The following is a 19,612-nucleotide window of genomic DNA, read 5'->3' as shown; positions in this document are numbered from 1 at the left end:
AGAGTCCGGTGTGGGGTGCCCGCAGAGAGAGCAGTGGGGTGTCCGTAGAGAGACGAGAGGTGTGGGGTGCGTGCAGAGATGATGGGGTGTACCGCTTCGCCAGCGTCGAGGGTGTTCAGCGGCGCGCTGACGACGGACCGCGCCTACGTGGCGTCGGTGCGGCGTTGTGTCCGTTCTTCTTCGGTCGTGTACTCGAGGACCTCCTCGTCGTGGTCGCCCTCGTAGAGGAGGCAGCGAACGGTGTGATCGGGGTCCTCCTCGACCAGATCCGGGTGGACCTCGTCGCAGGCGTCGACACGCCTGTGACATCGGGGGTGGAACGGACAGCCCGCGGGCGGGTCCGCGGGGTCCGGCGGTTCGCCCTCGATGTCGATCTTCTTCGGAATGTATTCGGATTCCGCCGAGTCCACGACCGGGATCGCCGAGAGGAGCTGTTCCGTGTACGGGTTCAGTGGGTCGCGGAACAGGCGATCGCTGTCGGTCACCTCCATGAACTCACCCAGGTACATGACGCCGATCCGATCGGCGATGTTCTTCACCAGGCTCAGGTTGTGACTGATGACGAGGTAGGTGATGTCCAGTTCCACCTGGAGTTCCTCCAACAGTGAGATGAACTTGGCCTGCACGCTGACGTCGAGCGCGCTCGTCGGTTCGTCGAGAACGACGAACTTGGGATTGACGACGAGCGCTCGCGCGATGGCCACGCGCTGTTGTTGTCCGCCCGAGAGGGCGTTCGGGTAGCGGTGCCTGAAGTCTTCGGGCAGGTCGACGCGCTCCATCACCTCGACGACGCGCTCCCGACGCTCCGCCTTGGTCCCGATGTCGTGGACCACGAGCGGTTCGGCGATGATCTTCCCGATGCGCCGACGCGGGTTCAGCGACGACGACGGGTCCTGGTAGACGACCTGGATGTCCTTGCGGTGGGACTTCAGCTGTCGCTTCGAGAGGGGAGCGATGTCCGTGCCGTCGAACCGGATCTCGCCGCTCGTCGGTTCGAGCAGGCGGGCGACGGTCTTTCCGAGCGTCGTCTTCCCGCAGCCACTCTCCCCGACGATCGCGAACGTCTCGCCCGCCTCGATGTCGAAGGAGACCCCGTTGACGGCCCGGACCGCTCCGGTCTGGCGCTTCAAGATGCCGCCGTGTATCGGGTAGTGCTTCGTCAGGTCGCGAACCTGGACGAGTGGCGATGACTCCGTCGATTCGCGGGTGGCGTCTGCGGATACGTTCTCGCTCATTGCTGGTCCTCCGCCGGCACCTCGCCGGCGATCGCGTTCGTCTGTGCGTCGTCGGTCGACGCCGCGTCGTCCGCGACGTAGGTGATGTCCCGCTCTGCGACCGCGATCGTCTCCTCCGGCGTCATCGACTCGTCGTAGAGGAAGCACGCAGCCTCGTGGTCGTCGCCGACCGCGACAGGCTCCGGATCGGCGGCGTCGCACTCGCCCGCCATGTAGGCGGGACAGCGCGGGTTGAAGCGACAGCCCGTCGGCGGGTCGGTGTAGTCGGGGATGCTCCCGTCGATGCCAGAGCCCTCCAGACCGGTCAGCTTGGGGATCGATTCGAGCAGGCCGACGGTGTAGGGGTGGCGCGGATCGTCGAACACCCTGTCGGCGGGGCCGCTCTCGACGATGTTGCCGCCGTACATCACGTAGATGCGGTCTGCGATCTCCCTGGCGACGCCCAGGTTGTGCGTGATGTACAGCATCGAGAGGTTCTCTTGCTCGACCCGTTCGGTTATCAGACCGAGGATCTGGTCCTGAACGGTCACGTCGAGCGCCGTCGTCGGCTCGTCGGCGATGAGGAACTTCGGTTCGTTCATCAACGCCATGGCGATGAGGATGCGCTGGCGCATCCCGCCCGAGAGTTCGGCGGGGTACTTATCGAGAACCCCCTCCGGGTTCGAGATCTCCATCTGACGGAGTAGTTCGACGTTTCGCTCGCGGATCTCCGCCTCGTCGCCGCCGGCGAATCCGAGCAGCTCCTTTAGGAGCCCCGGCCAGGAGAGGCCCGACTCGCCGCTGTAGCGGTAGATGTCGGACATGATGTCCCCGATCGTGAAGACCGGGCTGAGGTAGGTCATCGGATCCTGGAAGATCATGCTCATCTCCTCCCGTTTGACCCGGTCGTGGGCCTCGGGGTCGCCGAGTACCTCCGTCCCCCGGTACCTGATCTCGCCGGAGACGACCTCCGCCGGCGGGCGCTTCAGCGTCCCCATGATGGACTTGCCGGTGACGCTCTTCCCGCAGCCGGTCTCGCCGACCAGCGCGACGGTCTCACCTTCCTCGATGGTGAGGTTCACGCCGTCCAAGACGCGGTGGCGTCCCTCGTAGGTGTCGAAGTGGATCTTCAGATCGTCCACCTCGACGATAGGGTCCGCCATCTCAGTTCACCTCCGTGTCGAACATGTCGCGCAGTCCGTCTCCGAGGAAGTTAAACCCGAGGACGGCCAGGAAGATGGCCAGTCCCGGGAACGTCGAGTACCACCAGCTCCCGGGGAGGAAGGCGCGACCCTGGCTGATCATTGTCCCCCACTCCGGCGTGGGCGGCTGGGCCCCGAGTCCGAGGAAGCCGAGCCCGGCACCGATGATGATCGCGTAGCCCATGTCGAGGCTGAACTTCACCGTGATCGGCGCGAGAACGTTCGGGAGGATCTCGCGGAGGACGATCCGCGGCGTACTGGCGCCGATGCCGCGGCTCGCCTCCACGAACGCCTCCTCTTTGACCGATATCACCTCCCCGTAGACGAGTCTGGCGTACCACGGCCACCACACCACCGCCAGCGCGATCATCACGTTCTGGAGGCTGGGTTCTAAGGCCACGCTGACCGTCAGCGCGATCACCAGCGGCGGAACGGCGAGGAACACGTCGGCCAGCCGCATGAGTCCGACGCTCACCGGCCCGCCCATGTAGCCCGCGATGAGACCGACCGGAACGCCGACGCCGATCGCGAAGCCGAGGACCGCGGCGCCGATGCGGAGCGACAGGCGGGTCCCGAAGACGACCCGCGAGAAGATGTCTCGGCCCGAGTTGTCGGTGCCAAAGACGTGCTCTGCGGACGGCGGTTCTAACTGCTGGTCGAAGTGGACCGCGGGATCGCCCCCGTACCCGGCGTCCTGTGGGTACGGCGCGATGACCGGCGCGAAGAGCGCGACCAGCACCAGAAACAGGATGATGCCGAGTCCCAGAACGGACGCGGGGTTCTGGCGGAACCGGTAGACGATGCGGTCCAGCCGGTCGAGGCGTCGGTCGAGCGACTCGCGCAGCGACTCCTCGCGAGTCGAAGAGGTGTCGCTCATCCGCTCTCACCTCTGAGCCGAACCCGCGGGTCGAAGTAGCCGTACAGGACGTCGACGACGAAGTTCGCGAGGAGGAACCCGAGGCTGATCACCAGCGTGACGCCGACGATGGCGTTGATGTCGGTGTTGAGGATGGCGTTGACGCCGTATCGGGCCATCCCTGGCCAGGAGAAGACGATCTCGACGAGGAACGCCGATCCCAGCAACGCCCCGTAGTCAAGCCCGATGATCGTCAGCGTCGAGGCGAAGGACTTCTTGAGGACGTACTTGTAGGCGATGAGCTTACCCGGCACGCCGTGGGTCTGCAGGCCCTCGACGTAATCCGTGTTGAACTCCTCGATGAAGCTTGAGCGCGTGAGCCTCGCGATGTCGGCCATCGGCGCGAGTGCGAGTGTGATCGCCGGGAGCGCGAGGTGCTGTGCGGCGCTGAAGAAGGCCGTGAAGTTCAACGCGAGGAGGCTGTCGACCAGCAAGAGTCCCGTCACTGTCTCGGGGAGTGCAAAGCCGCTCCCGATCCGACCGGTCGACGGGAGCAATCCGAGCTGGAACGCAAAGAACAACTGGAGGAGAATCCCCGCCCAGAACCGGGGTAGCGAGACGGCCATGAACGCGAACCCGCGGCTGGCGTTGTCCCCGAGCTGGTCTTTGTTCTGGCCGGCGTAGACGCCAAGCGGGACGCCGAAGAGGATCGCCAGGAGCATCGCGGTGGTCGTCAGTTCGAACGTCGCGGGGAAGAACTCGATCAGGTCGCTCGTGACGTTCTGACTCGTCGTCAGCGACTGACCGAGATCCCCCCGCAACAGGCCGCTCATGTAGTTGATGTACTGTTGCCATATCGGTTCGTTCAACCCCAGCTGGTCCCGAAGCTGCTGGACGGCTTCGTCGCTCGCTCGCGGTCCGAGCGCCTGGCGCGCGGGGGCGCCGGGGATGACGCGGGCGAGCGCGAAGATCAGCATCGTCACTCCGAAGAACACCGGGATGATGGAGAGTGCCCGTCTGATCAGGTATCCTCTGTAGCTCATCGTATATATCCTCTATACACCGTATTCGACACTCGATCGTACGATCGGTCGTCGGTGCAGGCGACCGTGGTCCGGAAGCGGGGACGACTCCTGGGTGGCATGGAGTCAGGACTCGTGAGTGAACCGGTGGGGCGTCTGCAGGTAGCCGACCAGTCCGTTGTCGCTGAATCCCTGCACGCTCTCCCGGACGGCGTACCGCGTCGCCTGGTTCATCGTAAAGACCGCAGGCATGTCCTCGTTGATGAGTTGCTGGGCCTCCTCGTAGAGTGGAACGCGGTCTTCCTGCATGACCGTCTGGCGCGCCTCGTCTAACAGTTCGTCGACGCGATCGTTGCTGTACCAGGAGCCGCTCTGCCAGCTCCCGTGGGAGCTACTGTGCCACGCGGGGTAGAGGAAGTTGTCCGGGTCCGCGTAGCTGAAGCTCAGCACCGTCGACGTCATCTGGGGCGACTCGTCGATGTTCTGGTGCATCGAGGTGATGCGCGACCACGGTTCGGCCGTGATCTCTACGTCGACGCCGATCTCGTTCAGGTCGCTCTGAAGCATGAGCCCCATGTTCTCCCTGATGGAGAGGCCGGTGACGTACGTGTAGGTGAAGTCGAGATCGCTCCCGCTGTACTGGGACTGATCGAGCAGTTCCTTCGCGCGGTCGAGATCCTTGCTGTACACGTCGAGATCGTCGTTGTGGCCCCACATGGCGCTCGGGAGCGGCCCCTGCATCTGCTCCGAGTCCCCGTTCATGATGCCGTCGATCAACTGTTCGTAGTCGAAGGCGTGAGCCATCGCCTTCCGGACGTTGATGTCGTCGAACGGCGCCTTCTGGTTGTGCATGAAGAGGTACATCGGCGTGAACGTCGTCTCGACGCTCACGCGGACGTCGTCGCGCTGATCGAGTTCCCGGAAGGTATCGAGCGGGAGGTACTGATCCGAGAGCTGCGCCTCGCCCTCACGGATCTTCCCTGCCGCGGTCGACACCTCGGGCGTCATGTCGATGACGAACTCCTCGTACGCGTCGCCGTCGGCGAACTCGCCCCACCAGTCGTCGTGCATGCGGTGGTCGATCGACGACTGACGGGTCCGCCCGGTCATCTCGTAGGGCCCCGACCCGGCGGTATTGCTCTCGAGCCACTCCGTGCCGTAGTCGCCCATGTCGCCGTACTCGCCGTCGGCCGATGCGTTGTCCCGGATCTGGTTCGCGTTCGCGATGAACAGGAACGGGAGCGCCGAGATGAACGGCGCGTACTGCGACGTGAGGGTGATCTCGGCGGTCTTGTCGTCGACCGCCGTGACGGCGTCGGGTTCCAGCACGCCCGAGAACATGAACGAGAAGCCCTGGTTCATCGTCATGAGGCGTTCGACGGAGAAGGCGACGTCCTCAGCGGTCACGTCGTCACCGTTGTGGAACGTCGCGTCGTCGCGGAGGTAGAACGTGTACGTCTGGTTGTCGTCGCTGACCTCCCAGTCTTCGGCCAGCCACGGCTTCGTCTCCGGCGGGGTATCCGGCGTGTAGTACAGCAGCGGATCGTAGACGTTGTGGGCGAAGATCGACTCGAGTTCGTCCGACACCCTGTGGGGGTCGATCGTGCTCGGTGTGATCGTCGTCGTGTACGTAAACGTCTGCGAGTCGCCGCCACCGCCGTTGTCGTCGCCGTTCGTCTGGTTACCGGTACACCCAGCGAGCAGGAGCGTTCCACCGCCAACACCGGCGTACGTGAGGAACTCTCTGCGGGATTCACTCTGTGATTTGGACACACCCATCTGGATACTCTATCACAGGGAGTCGGTCGAACTCACTTAAACCTTCGCAAAGATACATATATAGGGACACGATTTCGGTGACGGTATGCACGACCGGTCGCTGTATTAGGCGTCGGCGAGACTGAATCCTACGATCGGGTCGTCGGGGTTGAGGTAGAACTGGTTCCGAGCGATGATGTACGCCGACCCGCGAATCTCCGGCGCGACGACGTCCCGGTCGTCGACGGTGCGCGCCGTCGCGATAGATCCCTCGAATTCGGTGTCGATGATGCTTCGGTGCCGGTACGGTTCGCCGACGGCCAGGTCTCCGCGCTCGTACAGCAGCGCCATCTTCGCTGACGTCCCAGTCCCACAGGGGGACCTGTCGATGGAGCCGTTCGCGAACACGGTGACGTTTCGGTCCACTCCGTCCTCGTGGGCGTAGAACTCCGTGAGGTCGACCGTCGCCGGCTCGTCCGTCGTCGGGTGGCGGATTCTCGTGCGCTCGTTGACCAGGTCGCGGATCTCACTGCCGAGTTCGATCAACCGCTGGGTGTTCGATCGGGAGAGGGAACACTCGAGCGCCGACGCGTCGACGAGCGCCAGGTAGTTGCCGCCGTAGACGACGTCGACGTCGACGGTCGACCCCGTGCTGAGCGTCACCTCGAACGAGTCGTGAACGAACGCGTCGACGTTCTGGAACGCGACGCTCGTGACGGATCCGTCGTCCACCTGCGGGCGCGTCTCGATGAGCCCGGCCGGCGTCTCGACGGTGATCGTCTCCTGGACCGGCAACCGGCCCAGTTCGACGAAAGCAGTGACGGCGCCGATCGTCCCGTGGCCGCACATATCCAGGTAGCCGTCGTTCGTGAGGAAGAACAGACCGATATCGGCCTCGGGGGTCGCCGTCGGGACGGGCACCGCGCCGAACATATCGTCGTGGCCACGCGGTTCCTTGACGAGCAACCGGCGGATCCAGTCGAACTCCGCTTCGAACTCCCGACGGTAGTCGGCCGTCGTCTTGTCTCCCGACGAGAAGGTGATCCCGTCGGTGATTATCCGGGTCGGTTCCCCGGCCGTGTGCGTTTCGACGGTGCTGAACGCGTGGCTCGTCTCCATGGTCGAAGACACGCACCCGTAGAAATATAAACTTACTGTCAATTTTCGGCACTGTTATAACGGCGAGAGATCCGAGATCGTCACGGAACGGCCGGTCTCGTTCGCCGTCCCCGCTCCCATCGCCGCCCGAACGCGATCACGGGCAGTACACCACAGCCGTCGTGGGACGGCTCCGATGGGTGTGCGACGGGCACGAGGCAGCAACCAATCTGTGGAAACGACGCCGATCCGCGAGACGGATCCGAACGGGAGTCGGTCACCGGTTCGGAGACGGACCGGTTATCGAGTCGGTTACGACCGGAGCGACTCGGTTTCGTCGACGTCGAGTTCGCCGTCTTCAGTGACCGCGACGCCGTACTCCTCGCGGGCGGCCTCTCGCGAGACGTACCCGTTCTTTACGTCCATTCGGACCGCCTCGGGGTCGCGGTCGTACGGATCACCGTACCCGCCACCGCCCCCGGCTTTGATGTGGATCTTCTCGTCCGCTTCGAATTCGTCGCGGTGCGTCCCGGCGTGGAGTTCCTTCTCCGAGTCAGGGAACCAGACCATGTCGTGTTTCGCACCGGCTTCGCCCTCGCCGACGCCCCAGCGTTCGGTCTTGGCGTTCTTACAGACCGTCAGCGCGCCGACCGGAGCCGTAAACCGGTACTCGCGTTCGGCGCCGATACCGCCGCGGTACTCGCCGACACCGCCCGAGTCCTGGCGCAATCCGTAGCTCTCTACGAGCATCGGAACCTTGTGTTCGAAGACCTCGGTCGGGATGTTCTTCACGCGCGATTCGCTGATGTGCATGAGCGCGTGTTCGCCGTCGTGTCCGGTGAACGCGCCCCACCCGACGCCCTCGTCGGTGGCCTCGACGAACCGCTGGCCGGTCTCCGGGTGCTCCCCGTAGATCATGAGCGAGATGAGGTCGGCGCCCGAACTGGCCGCGACCTGTTCCGGGATGGCCTGTGACAGCGCTTTGAAGACGACGTCGATGCTGTGGATGGCCGGCCACAGAGTGAACGTCGGGGCGGGATACGTCGCGTGGAAGAGGTTGCCCTCCGGTGCGACGACGTTCGACGGCCGGTAGTGGCCGCCGTTCGGCGGCTCCTCCGGCGTCGTCAGGATCTTCAACACCAGTTTCGCGACGGTCTGGGTCACGCCCAGCGGGACGTTGATCGGACCCTCGGCCGCGTCCGCAGACGGGGTGAAGTCGACGGTGAACTCGTCCCCGTCGATCGTCACCTCCAGGCCGATCTTCACGAGTTCGTCGGTGATGCCGTCGTCGTCGACGTAATCCTCCGCGTACCACGTTCCGTCCGGCAGTTCCCGGAGTTTCTCGCGAACGGTCGCTTCGCCGTGATCTAAGATCCGGTCGATACACGCCTCGACGGTGTCGGTCCCGTACTTCTCGTGGACTTCGACCATCCGCCGTTCGCCGACGCGGAGCGCGGCGACCTGCGCGTTCAGGTCGCCGATGACCTTGTTCGGGAGCCGCGAGTTGTACCGCAGGATGTCGTGGAGTTCCTCGTCGGGTTCGCCACCCTTGTAGATCTTCACGCCCGGCATCAACAGCCCTTCCTGATGGACGTCCGTCGAGTCCAGAATGTAGGCGTCGTCCTTCGCGCCGAGGTCGAGCCAGTGGGCGCGGATCGCGCCGTACCCGATGATCTCTCCGTCCCGGAAGTACGGCGCGAAGAGCAACACGTCGAAGACGTGGCCCGAGCTCCAGTACGGGTAGTTGAGGAAGACGATGTCGCCGGGTTCTAGGTTCTCCTCGCCGATCCGCTCGACGCCCTTCTCGATCCCGAAGTCGTTCGAACCGAGGAACATCGACAGCCCCGGCGAGTCCGCGATCAACGTCAGGTCCTTGTCGTACAGGGTGATCCCGAAGTCCAGGATCTCGTAGATGATCGTGTTGTACGCGGTGCGGACCAGGGTGTTGTGCATCTCCTCCCCGGCGGAACTGAAGTAATTCCTGACGACCTCGATCGTCGCCGGATCGATATCCGTCGCCGTGGTGTTCGAGTCGGTCATTGTTCGTCCTCTTGCGTGATGATGATCTGTCCGAACGCGTCGATCTCGGCCCGCTGGTCGGAGTGGAAGACGACCGTCGAGGTCGGCTCCTTGATGATCGCCGGCCCCTGGACGGTGTCCCCCGTCGAGAGCGCGTGTCTGTCGACGAGGTCGAACTCGCAGCGCTCCTCGCGGGCGAAACAGTACGCCTCCTGCGTTCCGACGTGGGCGGACTCGTCGCCGCTCGACTCCCCTTCGATCGCCGGTTTCTCCGTCTCGCCGGCCGCTCTAACCCGCAGGTGGACGAGCTCCGGCGGGTCCTCCATGCGGTGGCCGTACCGGGACTCGTGCTCTGCCTGGAACCGGTCGGCGAGCGCGTCGAGGTCCGCAATGTCGTCCGCGTCGACCTCCACCGAGTGTTCCTGCCCGAGGTATCGCATCTCCGCCGTCCGTTCGAACGACGACTGTGCGTCGTCGAATCCCTCGGAGTGCAGTCGGTCCGCTCCCTCCGCCTCCAGCGCTTCGAACTCCCCCTGGACGTCGTCGTAGGAGGCGTCCGCGAGGGCGGACATGTACGTTTGAGAGAAGTTGTACACGACGTCGGTCATCAGCATTCCCCAGGCGGAGAACACCGACGGGGCCTGCGGGACGATCGTTCGCTCCGCGTTCATCTCGCGGGCGACCGACGGGATGACCATCGGACCGGCGCCCCCGTACGCGAAGAGCGAGAAGTCACGCGGATCGAGGCCCTTCTCGACGGTGGAAGATCGGATGGCCCCGATCGTGTTGGAGAACATCACCTCGAAGATGCCGGTACTGGCTTCCTCGACGGACATCCCGAGGGGCGCTCCGAGCGTCTCCTCGATGCCCGCTTTCGCCTCGTCGACGGCGAGTTCCATCTCGCCGCCGAGGAACAGTTCGGGAGAGAGATACCCGAGTGCCACCGCGGCGTCGGTGACGGTCGGCTCGGTCCCGCCTTCTCCGTAACAGATCGGGCCCGGGTCCGCGCCCGCCGACTTCGGACCCACTCGCAGGAGGCCGTTGTCGTTCCAGGCGATCGACCCGCCACCGGAACCGATGGTGGCGATGTCGTACACCGGAATCTGCACGGGCATCTCGTTGATCGACGACTCGTAGGACACCGACGGGACGCCGTCCTGGACGACGCACGTGTCGAGGCTCGTCCCGCCCATGTCGACGGCGATGAGGTCGTCGTAGGAGGTCACGTTACTGACGTAGGAGGCGCCGATGAGTCCGCCGGCCGGTCCGGAGAGGATCGTGTTGATCGGCGCGGTCTTCGCGTTCTCCGCCGAGAACGCACCGCCACCGGACCGTGCGATGAAGAACTCGCCGTCGAATCCGTCCGCGGCGAGTCCGTCGCTGAGTCGGTCGACGTACGAGTCGAAGATGGGCTTGATGTAGGCGTCCATCACCGTCGTCGCCGTCCGCTCGTACTCCCGGAGTTCACCCGAGATGTCGCTCGAGACGGATATCGAGACCTCGGGAACCGTCTCGCGGATGATCTCCGCGGCGCGCTTCTCGTGGGCCGGGTTCTCGTAGGAGTGTAAGAACGCGACGGCGATCGACTCGACGTCGTGCTCGTCGACGAGCGTTCGCGAGGCGTCCGCGACGGCCTCTTCGTCGAGTGGCGTGAGTTCCTCTCCCTTCGCGTTCAGTCGCCCCGGCACACCGACGCGACGGAACCGCGGAACCAGGGTCTCGGGTTTCTGGTACTGGATATTGTACATCTGCTCGCGAGGGACGTTGATGCGACCGATCTCGAAGACGTCCTCGTGGCCCTCGTTCGTGATGATACCGGTCGTCGCCCCCTCGCGTTCGAGGTAGGCGTTGATCCCGAGCGTCGTCCCGTGAACGAACGATTCGGCCGACTCGAGACCCGCCCCGACCTTGTCGATCGACGTCAGGACTCCGTCCTCCGGCTCGTCCGGTGTCGTCGGCGTTTTCTCCAGGATGATGCCCTCGTCGGGGTCGAACTTGACGGCGTCGACGAAGGTACCACCTATGTCTACTGCGAGTTGATCTGGCATCCGGGTAGGCCTACAGAGCACCCATTCATAAAAGTACGCTAACACGTATCTGTTCGGATACGTCTGGGGAAAATTGAGTGATGAATACACATACCGTACCCCGGAGTACCGGGTGACGGCCGAGTCACGCGGCGATCACGGTCGCTCTCGACAGGGCACCCACGCCGCACACCGGCTGTCCGAACGGTGGATTACACACCGATCGCTACCGCGTTCGTCGGCTGGCCAACCGTCGGTCGCTTTGTACGCGCACACCCCGTCGGTCGCTTTGCACACTCACACCCCGTCGGTCAGCGTTGCACACCCCGTCGGCCGCGTTGCACACCCCGTCGGCCGCGTTGCACACCCCGTCGGCCGCGTTGCACACCCCGTCGGCCGCGTTGCACACCCCGTCGGCCGCGTTGCACACCCCGTCGGCCGCGTTACACACCCAGGATTGCCCGCGCTGCGAAGAGCGCGTTCTCTTTGCGCTCCATCGCACGCCGGTAGAAGTACGAGAACCACTTCCCTCCGAACGGGGCGTACTGCCAGACGTCGTACTCCGCAGCGAGTTCCCGCTGTGCGTCTTCCCGGACACCCATCAGCATCTGTATTTCGAACGGGGTGCCGTGCGTGTCGTGGAGGTCGCGGGCGTACTCGATCATCTCGGGATCGTGGCTTCCGACGGCGATCCCGTCGTCGAACTCGCGAAACATGTACTCGAGGTGACGCCTGTACTCCTCGTTCACCTGTGACTTCTCCGTGTACGCGATGTCGGACGGTTCGTTGTACGCCCCCTTTACGAGACGGACCTTACCGGCCGTGTCGGCGAGTCGCTGGAGGTCGTCTTCGGTTCGTTTGAGATTCGCCTGAATACACACCCCGACCATCCCCCCTGACGCGGCCGAGAGGTCCTCGTAGGCGTCGATGGTCGTGTCGGTCGTCTCGTGGTCCTCCATGTCGATCCAGACGAACTGCTCGCCGTCCGCCGCGTCGACGATCTCCTCGAGTCGGGCCCGAAAGAAGTCGTCGGAGATGTCGAGCCCCAGCTGGGACGGTTTGACGGAGAGACAGACGCGACCGTCGAGACGAGAGAGGCGTTCGACGGCGTCTACGTACACCTGCGTATCCGCGTGGGCCGGACCCGGGTCGGTGTAGTGTTCTCCGAGCAGATTGATGATGGTCCCCAGTCCGTGCCGGTGTTGTTCGGTAGCGTGTGACAGCGCCTCGTCGAGTTCCTCTCCCGCGACAAAGTTGTTTGCTAACGGCGGAATCATACTCCACGTCCACCATCTGCCTTCACTTATATAAATTACGTCACCCGGCCCGATCGGCCCGCGTCGGTGATGGTGAACGTTTAACAGGGTGGTCGCTGACACGCGATCCCGACTGCGCCCCGATTCCGGCGAGGAGCCATCCCTCCTGGTCGTTCGACGGATCTGGTGGTGGCGACCGACGGCCGACGAGCTGTCGGTGGCCAGTAGACGACGCGAGGGGCGAGCCGAACCATCACTCAGACCGTTCCCACCGGGTAAACCGTCGAGTACGCCCCCTCTGGCAGTTTCCAGCGTATCGACGGGGACGGTGCCGGCCGGTTCGACGCTGGGTACACAGCCGAGTAGATCCCCCGCGTGCCGATGTGTTCCCCATTGCCGAACATATATATCCACTCGGCGGCGTGTGCGATACATGGCCGAGGACTCCCCCGCCGGCGAGATCAAATCCGTCCGCCGGGCGATCGAGATACTGGAGTGGATCCACGAACACGACGGCGCGCGACTCACAGAACTCGTCGACGCGCTCGGGCTGGCGCGGAGTACGGTTCACAACCACCTGACGACGCTCAGGGAACTTGGGTACCTGACGAAGGAGGGGAACGCGTACCAGCTCAGTTTACAGTTCCTCCACCTCGGAGAGCACGCTCGCCACCGCAAGCCTGGCTACAGTCGCGCTCACAGCGCTGTCGAACAGCTGGCCTCCGAGACGAACGAGGAGGTGGACTTCACCGTCCCGGAGAACGGGCGCATGATCTCGGTCTACCACTCGGTCGGCGATCAACACTCCTCCGGACTCCAGGTCGGTCGGTGGTTCCACATGCACTCCTCCGCCGCCGGGAAGGCGGTCCTGGCCGAGATGCCCGAGGCGGACGTCGACCGAATCGTCGAGCGATGGGGCCTGCCCGCGCGCACGGACAAGACGATCACGACCCGCGACGCCCTCTCCGAGGAACTGGAGACCGTCAGCGCTCGCGGGTACGCGATCAACGACCAGGAACTGCTAGACGGCTACCACTCGATCGGTGTCGCGGTGGAGTACCCGAACGGGGACGTCTTCGGTGCCCTCACCGTCGGCGGCCCCACCTACCGCATCAAAACGGCGCTCAAATCGACCGACATCCTCGAGACGCTCGAACGCGCCGCCGAAACGATCGAAGCGGGACTCACCGCCAGCGCCGACGCGGACGGGAACTGGTGGCGAGACGAGTCCGAGTAGCGACGGCGGCCCACGTCTGTTCGCCATCGCCGAACGTTTGTAAGAGGGCATGGGTCAGTCGGCGTTTCGACCGCCATCGATCGCGCGTCCGGGACGGTCCGCGTGGGGTTTGAAACAACCCGTGCTGTTTCAGATTGTCGGCACGGTGATGCGAACCACCTGGTCGGAGAACTCGCGGGAATTGAAACAACACATGCTGTTTCAGCCCAGGGATCGACGGTGCGGTCACCAGTTCGGAGACCGATCGTGGACGAACCAACGATGGTTGTTTCAGAGAGGGTCCGCTGGCGACACCGACCGATCGCGTGGATTCGCGGACACCGTCCACGGTTGGAACCACGAGTCCCATAGATTAATCCCGGTGAAGCCGAAACAGTCCGCGCGAAACGCATGTCCGAGACCGAACACTGCTGCAAAGTCGGGGCGGTCGCCGAGGCATATCGACTCTCACCGGGGGTGAGCGACGAGTCGTTCGACGAGCAACTGGCGAACCGGTGGCGCGGAGCGAACGGGTACCCCGAGGCGTCCGTCAGGGACCTGGTAACGTGGATGAACACACACCTCCTTCGGACGTGCTATACCGAACACGGGCGACGGACGCTCGAACCCCACCTCGAATCGGACTACGAGGTGCTCCGGGACGAGACGCACGAGGACCACCACGCAGTCCTCTCGGATCTGGCAGCCGACGGAATCGACGGCGACGAGGTACGGGGCGACTTCGTCTCGCCAGCGACGATGTATCGGCACCTGACGGGGTGTCTCGACGTCGAGAAAGAGCCAGTAGAGCGGGACGCGACACAGACCCTGCGGAACACGCTCTCGTACGTAGAAAACACCGCCGAAACGCACATCGGCGACCTCCTCTCCGCCTGGGAGAACGAGGGAGCCGTCCCGGACGCGACGACGGCCGACGTCGCCGTCCGATTCTACCTCGAGTGCCCGACGTGTTCGAAGCAAACGGACATCCGGACCGTCTACCGGCGCGGATACGTCTGTGACACTCACCTGTCGCGCGATTCCGCGCCTCCGGCCGAGAAGTGACGAACACCGTTCGGTGACGAATTCAGTCCAGTGATGGATTCAGATCAGCGACTGACCCAGATCAGTGACGAATTCGGTTCAGTGTCGGGCGACCGGTGACACCGGGGCACGTCGATCGGTTCGGCGTAATTCCAAACCGAACGCGAAGTGAGGAGAACCAGTCGTTCCGCAACGCTTTTCATAAGGTGGTGTGAGTGTACCTCCATGTGGGACCTTACCGTGACAAATATCGGCGGCATCCGACACGGATCGGCGTCGGTCGAGGACGGACTCAACGTGGTCCAGGCGTCTAATTTCCGGGGTAAATCCAGCCTCATCGCCGCACTCAAGACCGGCCTCGGGGCGACCGGACACTACGACGACCACCCGCTCACGGAGGGAACGGATCGGGGCGAGGTAACGCTCGAGACGGAGCAAAACGACTACTCGGTCGCACTGGAGCGGCCGGTCCACGAGACCGTCGTCCGAAAGGGCGACCCATACGTCTCCGACGAGGGAGCGCAGCTTGCCGTCAGGCTGTTCGCCTGCCTCGATGCCGACAATCCCATCAGGCAGGCGGTCCGAAACGGTGTGGACATCACCGAGTTACTCCAGGCACCCCTCGACTTCGAGGATCTCGACAGTCAAATCGAGACGCTCACGCGCGAAAAACGCGAGATAGACGAGCAGATCGCGGAGGCGAAACGGGCGGGCGAACGCGTCCCCACGCTCCAGGAGACGGTGACGCGCCTCGAGTCGGAGCTCGACTCGTTGCGCGATCAACGAGACGAACTCGCCGAAGCCGAGGCGAGTAAAGCCCACGTCGAGCAGTTGAGCGACGAAATAAGCGCGCTGTCGGAACAGCTCGCGAACGTCACCGAGGATATCTCACGTCTCGAGGGAAGCATCGAACGAAAGGACGAACGCGTCGCGGAGATTGAAACCGAACTCGCGGACCTGACAGACCCGACGGAGCCGGTCGAGGCGACGGATATCCCGCCCAAGCGCGAGCGACTCGAGACGCTCGAGGAACGAATCGCGCTCGTCGAAGACCTCTACCGGGCGAACCAGAACGTCGTCGACGCGGACGCGCTCGACGTACTCACGGAGGTCAACAGATCGATCGCCGCGTCGGACGTGACGTGCTGGGTCTGCGGTGAGGAGACGACGAACGCAGAGATCGAAGCGGCGATCGATCGTCTGCAGTCCAAACTGACCGAGCTCCGCGACCGAAAGGGAGACCTTGAGTCGGAGATCGAGGAGTTAGAGGCAGCGAGACGGGAGTACCGACGGGTCGAAGAGACCCGCGATCGCCTCGAAACCGAAAAACGAACACTGCGGACGGCCATCGACGAGAAGAGAGGTCTCCTGCAGGAAAAACGGGCGCGCCAGTCGTCCCTCGAGGACGAAATAGACGACCTCGAAACCGAACTGGCGAGCGCCGAGGCGGAGTACAACGAGGAACTCACCGACGTGAAGACGCAGATCCGGACCACGGAGTCGAAGCTGTCGGAGAAACGGGAGGCGCTCGAATCGCACCAGTCGCGATACGACGACCTCGACGACCTACAGCGAGAGCGAGACGACGTCCGGTCGACGCTGACCGACCTCCGAAATCGTAAGAAGCGAACCCAGGAGACCCTCAAAGACAGGTTCAACGCGATCATCACCGACATCATCGACGCGTTCGGGCCCGGGTTTTCGAGCGCCCGCCTCGTGCTGAAGACCGACGACCGGGGCGACGTCGCCGAGATCGATCTGGAGATCGGCAGAGAGATCGACGATGCCGGCCAGCGGACGTCCGTCGACACGCTGTCCGAGGGCGAGGTCGAACTCATCGGACTGGTCGTCGCCATCGCAGGCTATCACGCCTTCGACGTCGGATCCACCGTCCCCTGCATTCTGATCGACGGGATCAGCCAGCTCGCCGCAGAACACCTCCAGGGCGTCGCGTCGTATCTCGAAGATACGAGCGAGATACTCGTAACGACGGCGTATCCGGAGGCCGGCGACTTCGACGGCTCCGTCATCACCCCGGACGAGTGGAAAGTCGTTTCCGACAAAGAAAAGGCTATACAATAACTACATACGGACGTCGTACTAATACTTTCGGTATTCTCGGGAGGGTGTTCCGGGTCGCCCGTTCGAAGATGGGCGCCCGCTCCAGTTGGACGCCCGCCCCAGTCGCCGTCGGATCGGAGAGACGAGATGGACCGGTGCTGTACCTGCCGTCGTCGGCCTCGCAGATTCGACAGTCACACCAACAGTCCCGCTCGACGACGCCCGACACGGCTCCCCTCCGATCAGGCCCGTGTCGCGTCGGTCCCGCCGCGGAACAGTCGCAGGGCGCCCTGTGCGGCGAGGCCGGCGATCGTCCACTGGTAGGCGAGGACGGCCAGCCCCAGGAAGGCGACCGTTCGGAGTCGGTTGCCGCGCGAGTGCGCCCGCCGGGCCTCGTTGAGGACCGAGAGGACCGTCAGCGAGCGTGCCGTCTTCGAGCCGAGGAGTTTCGTGAGTACCATACCAGCCACAGTGCGGACAATGGGATACCGGTCCGCCCGGGACCTGCAAGGTCCCGACGGGGCCGAAACGCACGGCGACGGACGGAATGGAAGGATGAACGTGGGTGTGCGTGGAATACGACCGTGAGCAGCGAGACAGGTCACTCCGGACTGCAACTCCGATCCGACAGTCACGACCCTGTACGTTTTTCTCGACTCGCGCGTATACCCGGTCAATGGAACTGGAGGCGATCCCGGGCGTCGGCGCGAAGACGGCCGAATCGCTGGCCGAACTCGACGACCCCGAGCGTGCGCTCCGCGACGGCGACGTGGCCGAGCTCGCGAGTGCTCCGGGGGTGACGCCGGGACGAGCGGCCCGCATCGCCCGCGCGGCGATCCGCGCGAAGCACGACGATCCCGGCGGCTTCCTGGGAACCGACCGGGCACGCGAGATCCACCGTGAACTCCTCTCGCTTCTGCAGGCACGAGCCGTTACGGACTACGCGGCCAGGCGGCTGGAGACGTTCTACCCGAGCGCGCGCCGGTCGCGGATCGAAGAGGCCCGTGCGGTGACCGCGTCGGCGATGGAACGCGAGCCCACCGACGCGGTGCTCGACGCCCTGCACGACGTCGAACCCGTGGCCGAACCGGGCGACGTCCGCGTGCGCGAGCGCTGCCTCGCGACGACGGACGCCGAACGCTACTCGGCGGCGCGACAGGCCTTCCCGGAGCTCTCCGTCGAGATCGTCGAGGACGCCCGCGGACTGGCCGAGCTCGCGCGCGGCTACGCGACGGTGATCGCCCTCGACGAGCGATTCGGCGGGATCGACGTCGAAGGCGACGTCCGCGTCCGCCCCGACGCGCTCGACGAACCGGTCGAGATCGTCCCCGAACGGCCGCTCGCGTTCTTCTCGCGCAATCGCGACTGCCTCCGTGCGGCCGTCGCGGTCCACCGCGAGAGCGACCTCGACGCGCCCTGCGATCTCGACGCGCTGACGTCGGGACTGGACCGACTCGACGCGGACGGCGCGGTCGCCGGCGACGACGAACTCGATCGGCTGGAAGACGCACTCGACGACCTCGACGACGTCGTCGTGGCTGCCGAGGACCTGGCGAACGCACAACTCAAAGACGCCATCGTCGAGCAGGACGTCACCATCGAGGGATCGGACCTGCTCTCGCTGGTCGAACGTGGTGCCGGCGCCGACTCGCTGCTCTCGCGCGAACTGGCCGACGAGTACGACGCCGCCGTCGACGCGGCGCGTACGCACCTGATCGAGGGCCTGGCCCTGGACGACGCCGAGGCCGAGGTGGCCGCCCGGGCGTTCCCCGACGAGGCCACCTTCCCCGTCGCCCACGAGGCTGACGTGGTCGCACGGCTCCGAGAGGATCTCCAGGCCGCGATGGACCGACGAGCGGGAGAGCGAAAGCGCGACCTCGCGAACACGCTCGCGGGCATGCGAGCGGACGCGGAAACGCTCGTCCGCCAGGCGCTGGAAATCGACGTCGAACTCGCGATCGCTCGCTTCGCCGCCGACTACGACTGTGCCCTGCCCGTGTTCGTAGATGACGACGCCGGTGACCCCGCGACCGTCGGCGGTACCGAGGGGGAAGCGCCGGACGGAGTCGACGCCGGGTCCGCGCCAGACATCGAGATCGTGGGCGGGCGCTCGCCGGTACTCGACGAGCCGCCCGACCGAATCGATCCCGTCGACTACGAGATCGACGGCGTCCGCCTGCTCTCGGGGGTCAACAGCGGTGGGAAGACCTCGACGCTCGATCTCGTCGCCGCGGTCGTCGCCCTCGCGCACATGGGCCTACCCGTCCCCGCCGACTCGGTCCGCCTCCGGCGCTTCGACGGGCTGCACTACCACGCCAAGACGCAGGGGACGCTCGACGCCGGCGCGTTCGAGTCCACCGTTCGCGACTTCGCGGACCTCGCGACCGGCGCCGACGGCGGGCTGGTGCTCGTCGACGAACTTGAGAGCATCACCGAACCCGGCGCGAGCGCGAAGATCATCGCCGGCATCCTCGAAGCGCTCGCCGAACGGGACGCCACGGCCGTCTTCGTCTCCCACCTCGCCGACGAGATCCGCGAGACCGCGGGGTACGACGTCCCCGTCGACGGCATCGAGGCGACGGGGCTGGTCAACGGCGAGTTGCAGGTCGATCGATCACCGGTCCCGGACCACCTCGCCCGCTCGACGCCGGAGTTGATCGTCGAGAAACTGGCCACGGAGGCCGGAAGCGAAGGGGTGTCGGACGACGGCACAGCTGGCAGCGGAAACCCGCGCGAGAGCGCAGACGGCGGTTCGGACCCCGCGGACTTCTACGACCGGCTCCTGGCGAAGTTCGGGTGACTGAGACCAGACCGGCCAGTCGGAGAGTTCGTGGACGCC

Annotated in this window: 14 protein-coding genes; 4 read left to right on the top strand and 10 right to left on the bottom strand. The window is 64.8% G+C overall.

The annotated features are described in order from the left end of the window. Window positions 1-143: 143 nt before the first annotated feature. The 9 genes from NO366_RS06230 to NO366_RS06190 all read right to left on the bottom strand — a co-directional run bounded on the left by NO366_RS06230 (window position 144) and on the right by NO366_RS06190 (window position 12,473). Window positions 144-1,235: an ABC transporter ATP-binding protein gene (locus NO366_RS06230; RefSeq protein ID WP_256533459.1), complete on the bottom strand. Its 1,092-nt coding sequence runs from the start codon at window positions 1,233-1,235 to the stop codon at window positions 144-146. Then, window positions 1,232-2,377 carry an ABC transporter ATP-binding protein gene (locus NO366_RS06225; protein ID WP_256533458.1) on the bottom strand — a complete coding sequence of 382 codons (1,146 nt, stop codon included), beginning with the start codon at window positions 2,375-2,377 and terminating at the stop codon, window positions 1,232-1,234. Before NO366_RS06225 ends, NO366_RS06230 begins: the two co-directional genes overlap by 4 nt. 1 nt (window position 2,378) lies before the next feature. Beyond that, on the bottom strand, window positions 2,379-3,293 hold the full coding sequence (locus NO366_RS06220) for an ABC transporter permease (RefSeq protein ID WP_256533457.1): 915 nt from the start codon (window positions 3,291-3,293) through the stop codon (window positions 2,379-2,381). After that, window positions 3,290-4,315 (bottom strand): ABC transporter permease, encoded by a 1,026-nt coding sequence (locus NO366_RS06215; protein ID WP_256533456.1) that lies wholly within the window; start codon window positions 4,313-4,315, stop codon window positions 3,290-3,292. The genes NO366_RS06220 and NO366_RS06215 overlap by 4 nt, the downstream gene beginning before the upstream one ends. A 105-nt stretch (window positions 4,316-4,420) precedes the next feature. Continuing rightward, complete coding sequence (locus NO366_RS06210) at window positions 4,421-6,073, bottom strand: ABC transporter substrate-binding protein (protein ID WP_382274458.1); 1,653 nt, start codon at window positions 6,071-6,073, stop codon at window positions 4,421-4,423. Between the two features lie 105 nt (window positions 6,074-6,178). Continuing rightward, the gene (locus tag NO366_RS06205; protein ID WP_256533454.1) at window positions 6,179-7,171 is read right to left on the bottom strand and encodes a proline racemase family protein; all 993 of its coding nucleotides are present in this window, start codon (window positions 7,169-7,171) and stop codon (window positions 6,179-6,181) included. A gap of 291 nt (window positions 7,172-7,462) precedes the next feature. Continuing rightward, window positions 7,463-9,190 (bottom strand): hydantoinase B/oxoprolinase family protein, encoded by a 1,728-nt coding sequence (locus tag NO366_RS06200; RefSeq protein ID WP_256533453.1) that lies wholly within the window; start codon window positions 9,188-9,190, stop codon window positions 7,463-7,465. Further along, complete coding sequence (locus tag NO366_RS06195) at window positions 9,187-11,217, bottom strand: hydantoinase/oxoprolinase family protein (protein WP_256533452.1); 2,031 nt, start codon at window positions 11,215-11,217, stop codon at window positions 9,187-9,189. The genes NO366_RS06200 and NO366_RS06195 overlap by 4 nt, the downstream gene beginning before the upstream one ends. A gap of 422 nt (window positions 11,218-11,639) precedes the next feature. Beyond that, complete coding sequence (locus NO366_RS06190; protein WP_256533451.1) at window positions 11,640-12,473, bottom strand: proline dehydrogenase family protein; 834 nt, start codon at window positions 12,471-12,473, stop codon at window positions 11,640-11,642. A gap of 412 nt (window positions 12,474-12,885) precedes the next feature. Here NO366_RS06190 and NO366_RS06185 point away from each other — a divergent pair, with 412 nt between their 5' ends. From NO366_RS06185 to NO366_RS06175, 3 genes are all read left to right on the top strand, one after another. Further along, the gene (locus NO366_RS06185; protein WP_256533450.1) at window positions 12,886-13,689 is read left to right on the top strand and encodes an IclR family transcriptional regulator; all 804 of its coding nucleotides are present in this window, start codon (window positions 12,886-12,888) and stop codon (window positions 13,687-13,689) included. A 390-nt stretch (window positions 13,690-14,079) separates the two neighbouring features. Beyond that, a complete protein-coding gene (gene rdfA, locus NO366_RS06180) occupies window positions 14,080-14,733 on the top strand; it encodes a rod-determining factor RdfA (protein ID WP_256533449.1) in 654 nt (217 codons plus the stop codon). A 204-nt stretch (window positions 14,734-14,937) separates the two neighbouring features. Then, window positions 14,938-16,794 (top strand): archaea-specific SMC-related protein, encoded by a 1,857-nt coding sequence (locus NO366_RS06175; protein ID WP_256533448.1) that lies wholly within the window; start codon window positions 14,938-14,940, stop codon window positions 16,792-16,794. 221 nt (window positions 16,795-17,015) lie between these two features. Here the strand turns inward: NO366_RS06175 and NO366_RS06170 are convergent, their stop codons facing one another. After that, the gene (locus NO366_RS06170) at window positions 17,016-17,234 is read right to left on the bottom strand and encodes a hypothetical protein (protein ID WP_256533447.1); all 219 of its coding nucleotides are present in this window, start codon (window positions 17,232-17,234) and stop codon (window positions 17,016-17,018) included. Window positions 17,235-17,449: 215 nt separating this feature from the next. Between NO366_RS06170 and NO366_RS06165 the strand changes: the two genes are divergently transcribed. Continuing rightward, window positions 17,450-19,573, top strand: a complete 2,124-nt coding sequence (locus tag NO366_RS06165; protein ID WP_256533446.1) for a helix-hairpin-helix domain-containing protein — start codon at window positions 17,450-17,452, stop codon at window positions 19,571-19,573. Window positions 19,574-19,612: the final 39 nt, after the last annotated feature.

Origin of the sequence: Halovivax cerinus (assembly GCF_024498195.1) — an archaeon.
Taxonomy (GTDB): domain Archaea; phylum Halobacteriota; class Halobacteria; order Halobacteriales; family Natrialbaceae; genus Halovivax; species Halovivax cerinus.
Note: the sequence above shows the minus strand (reverse complement) of the source record. Positions and strands in the feature narration are given on the sequence as shown.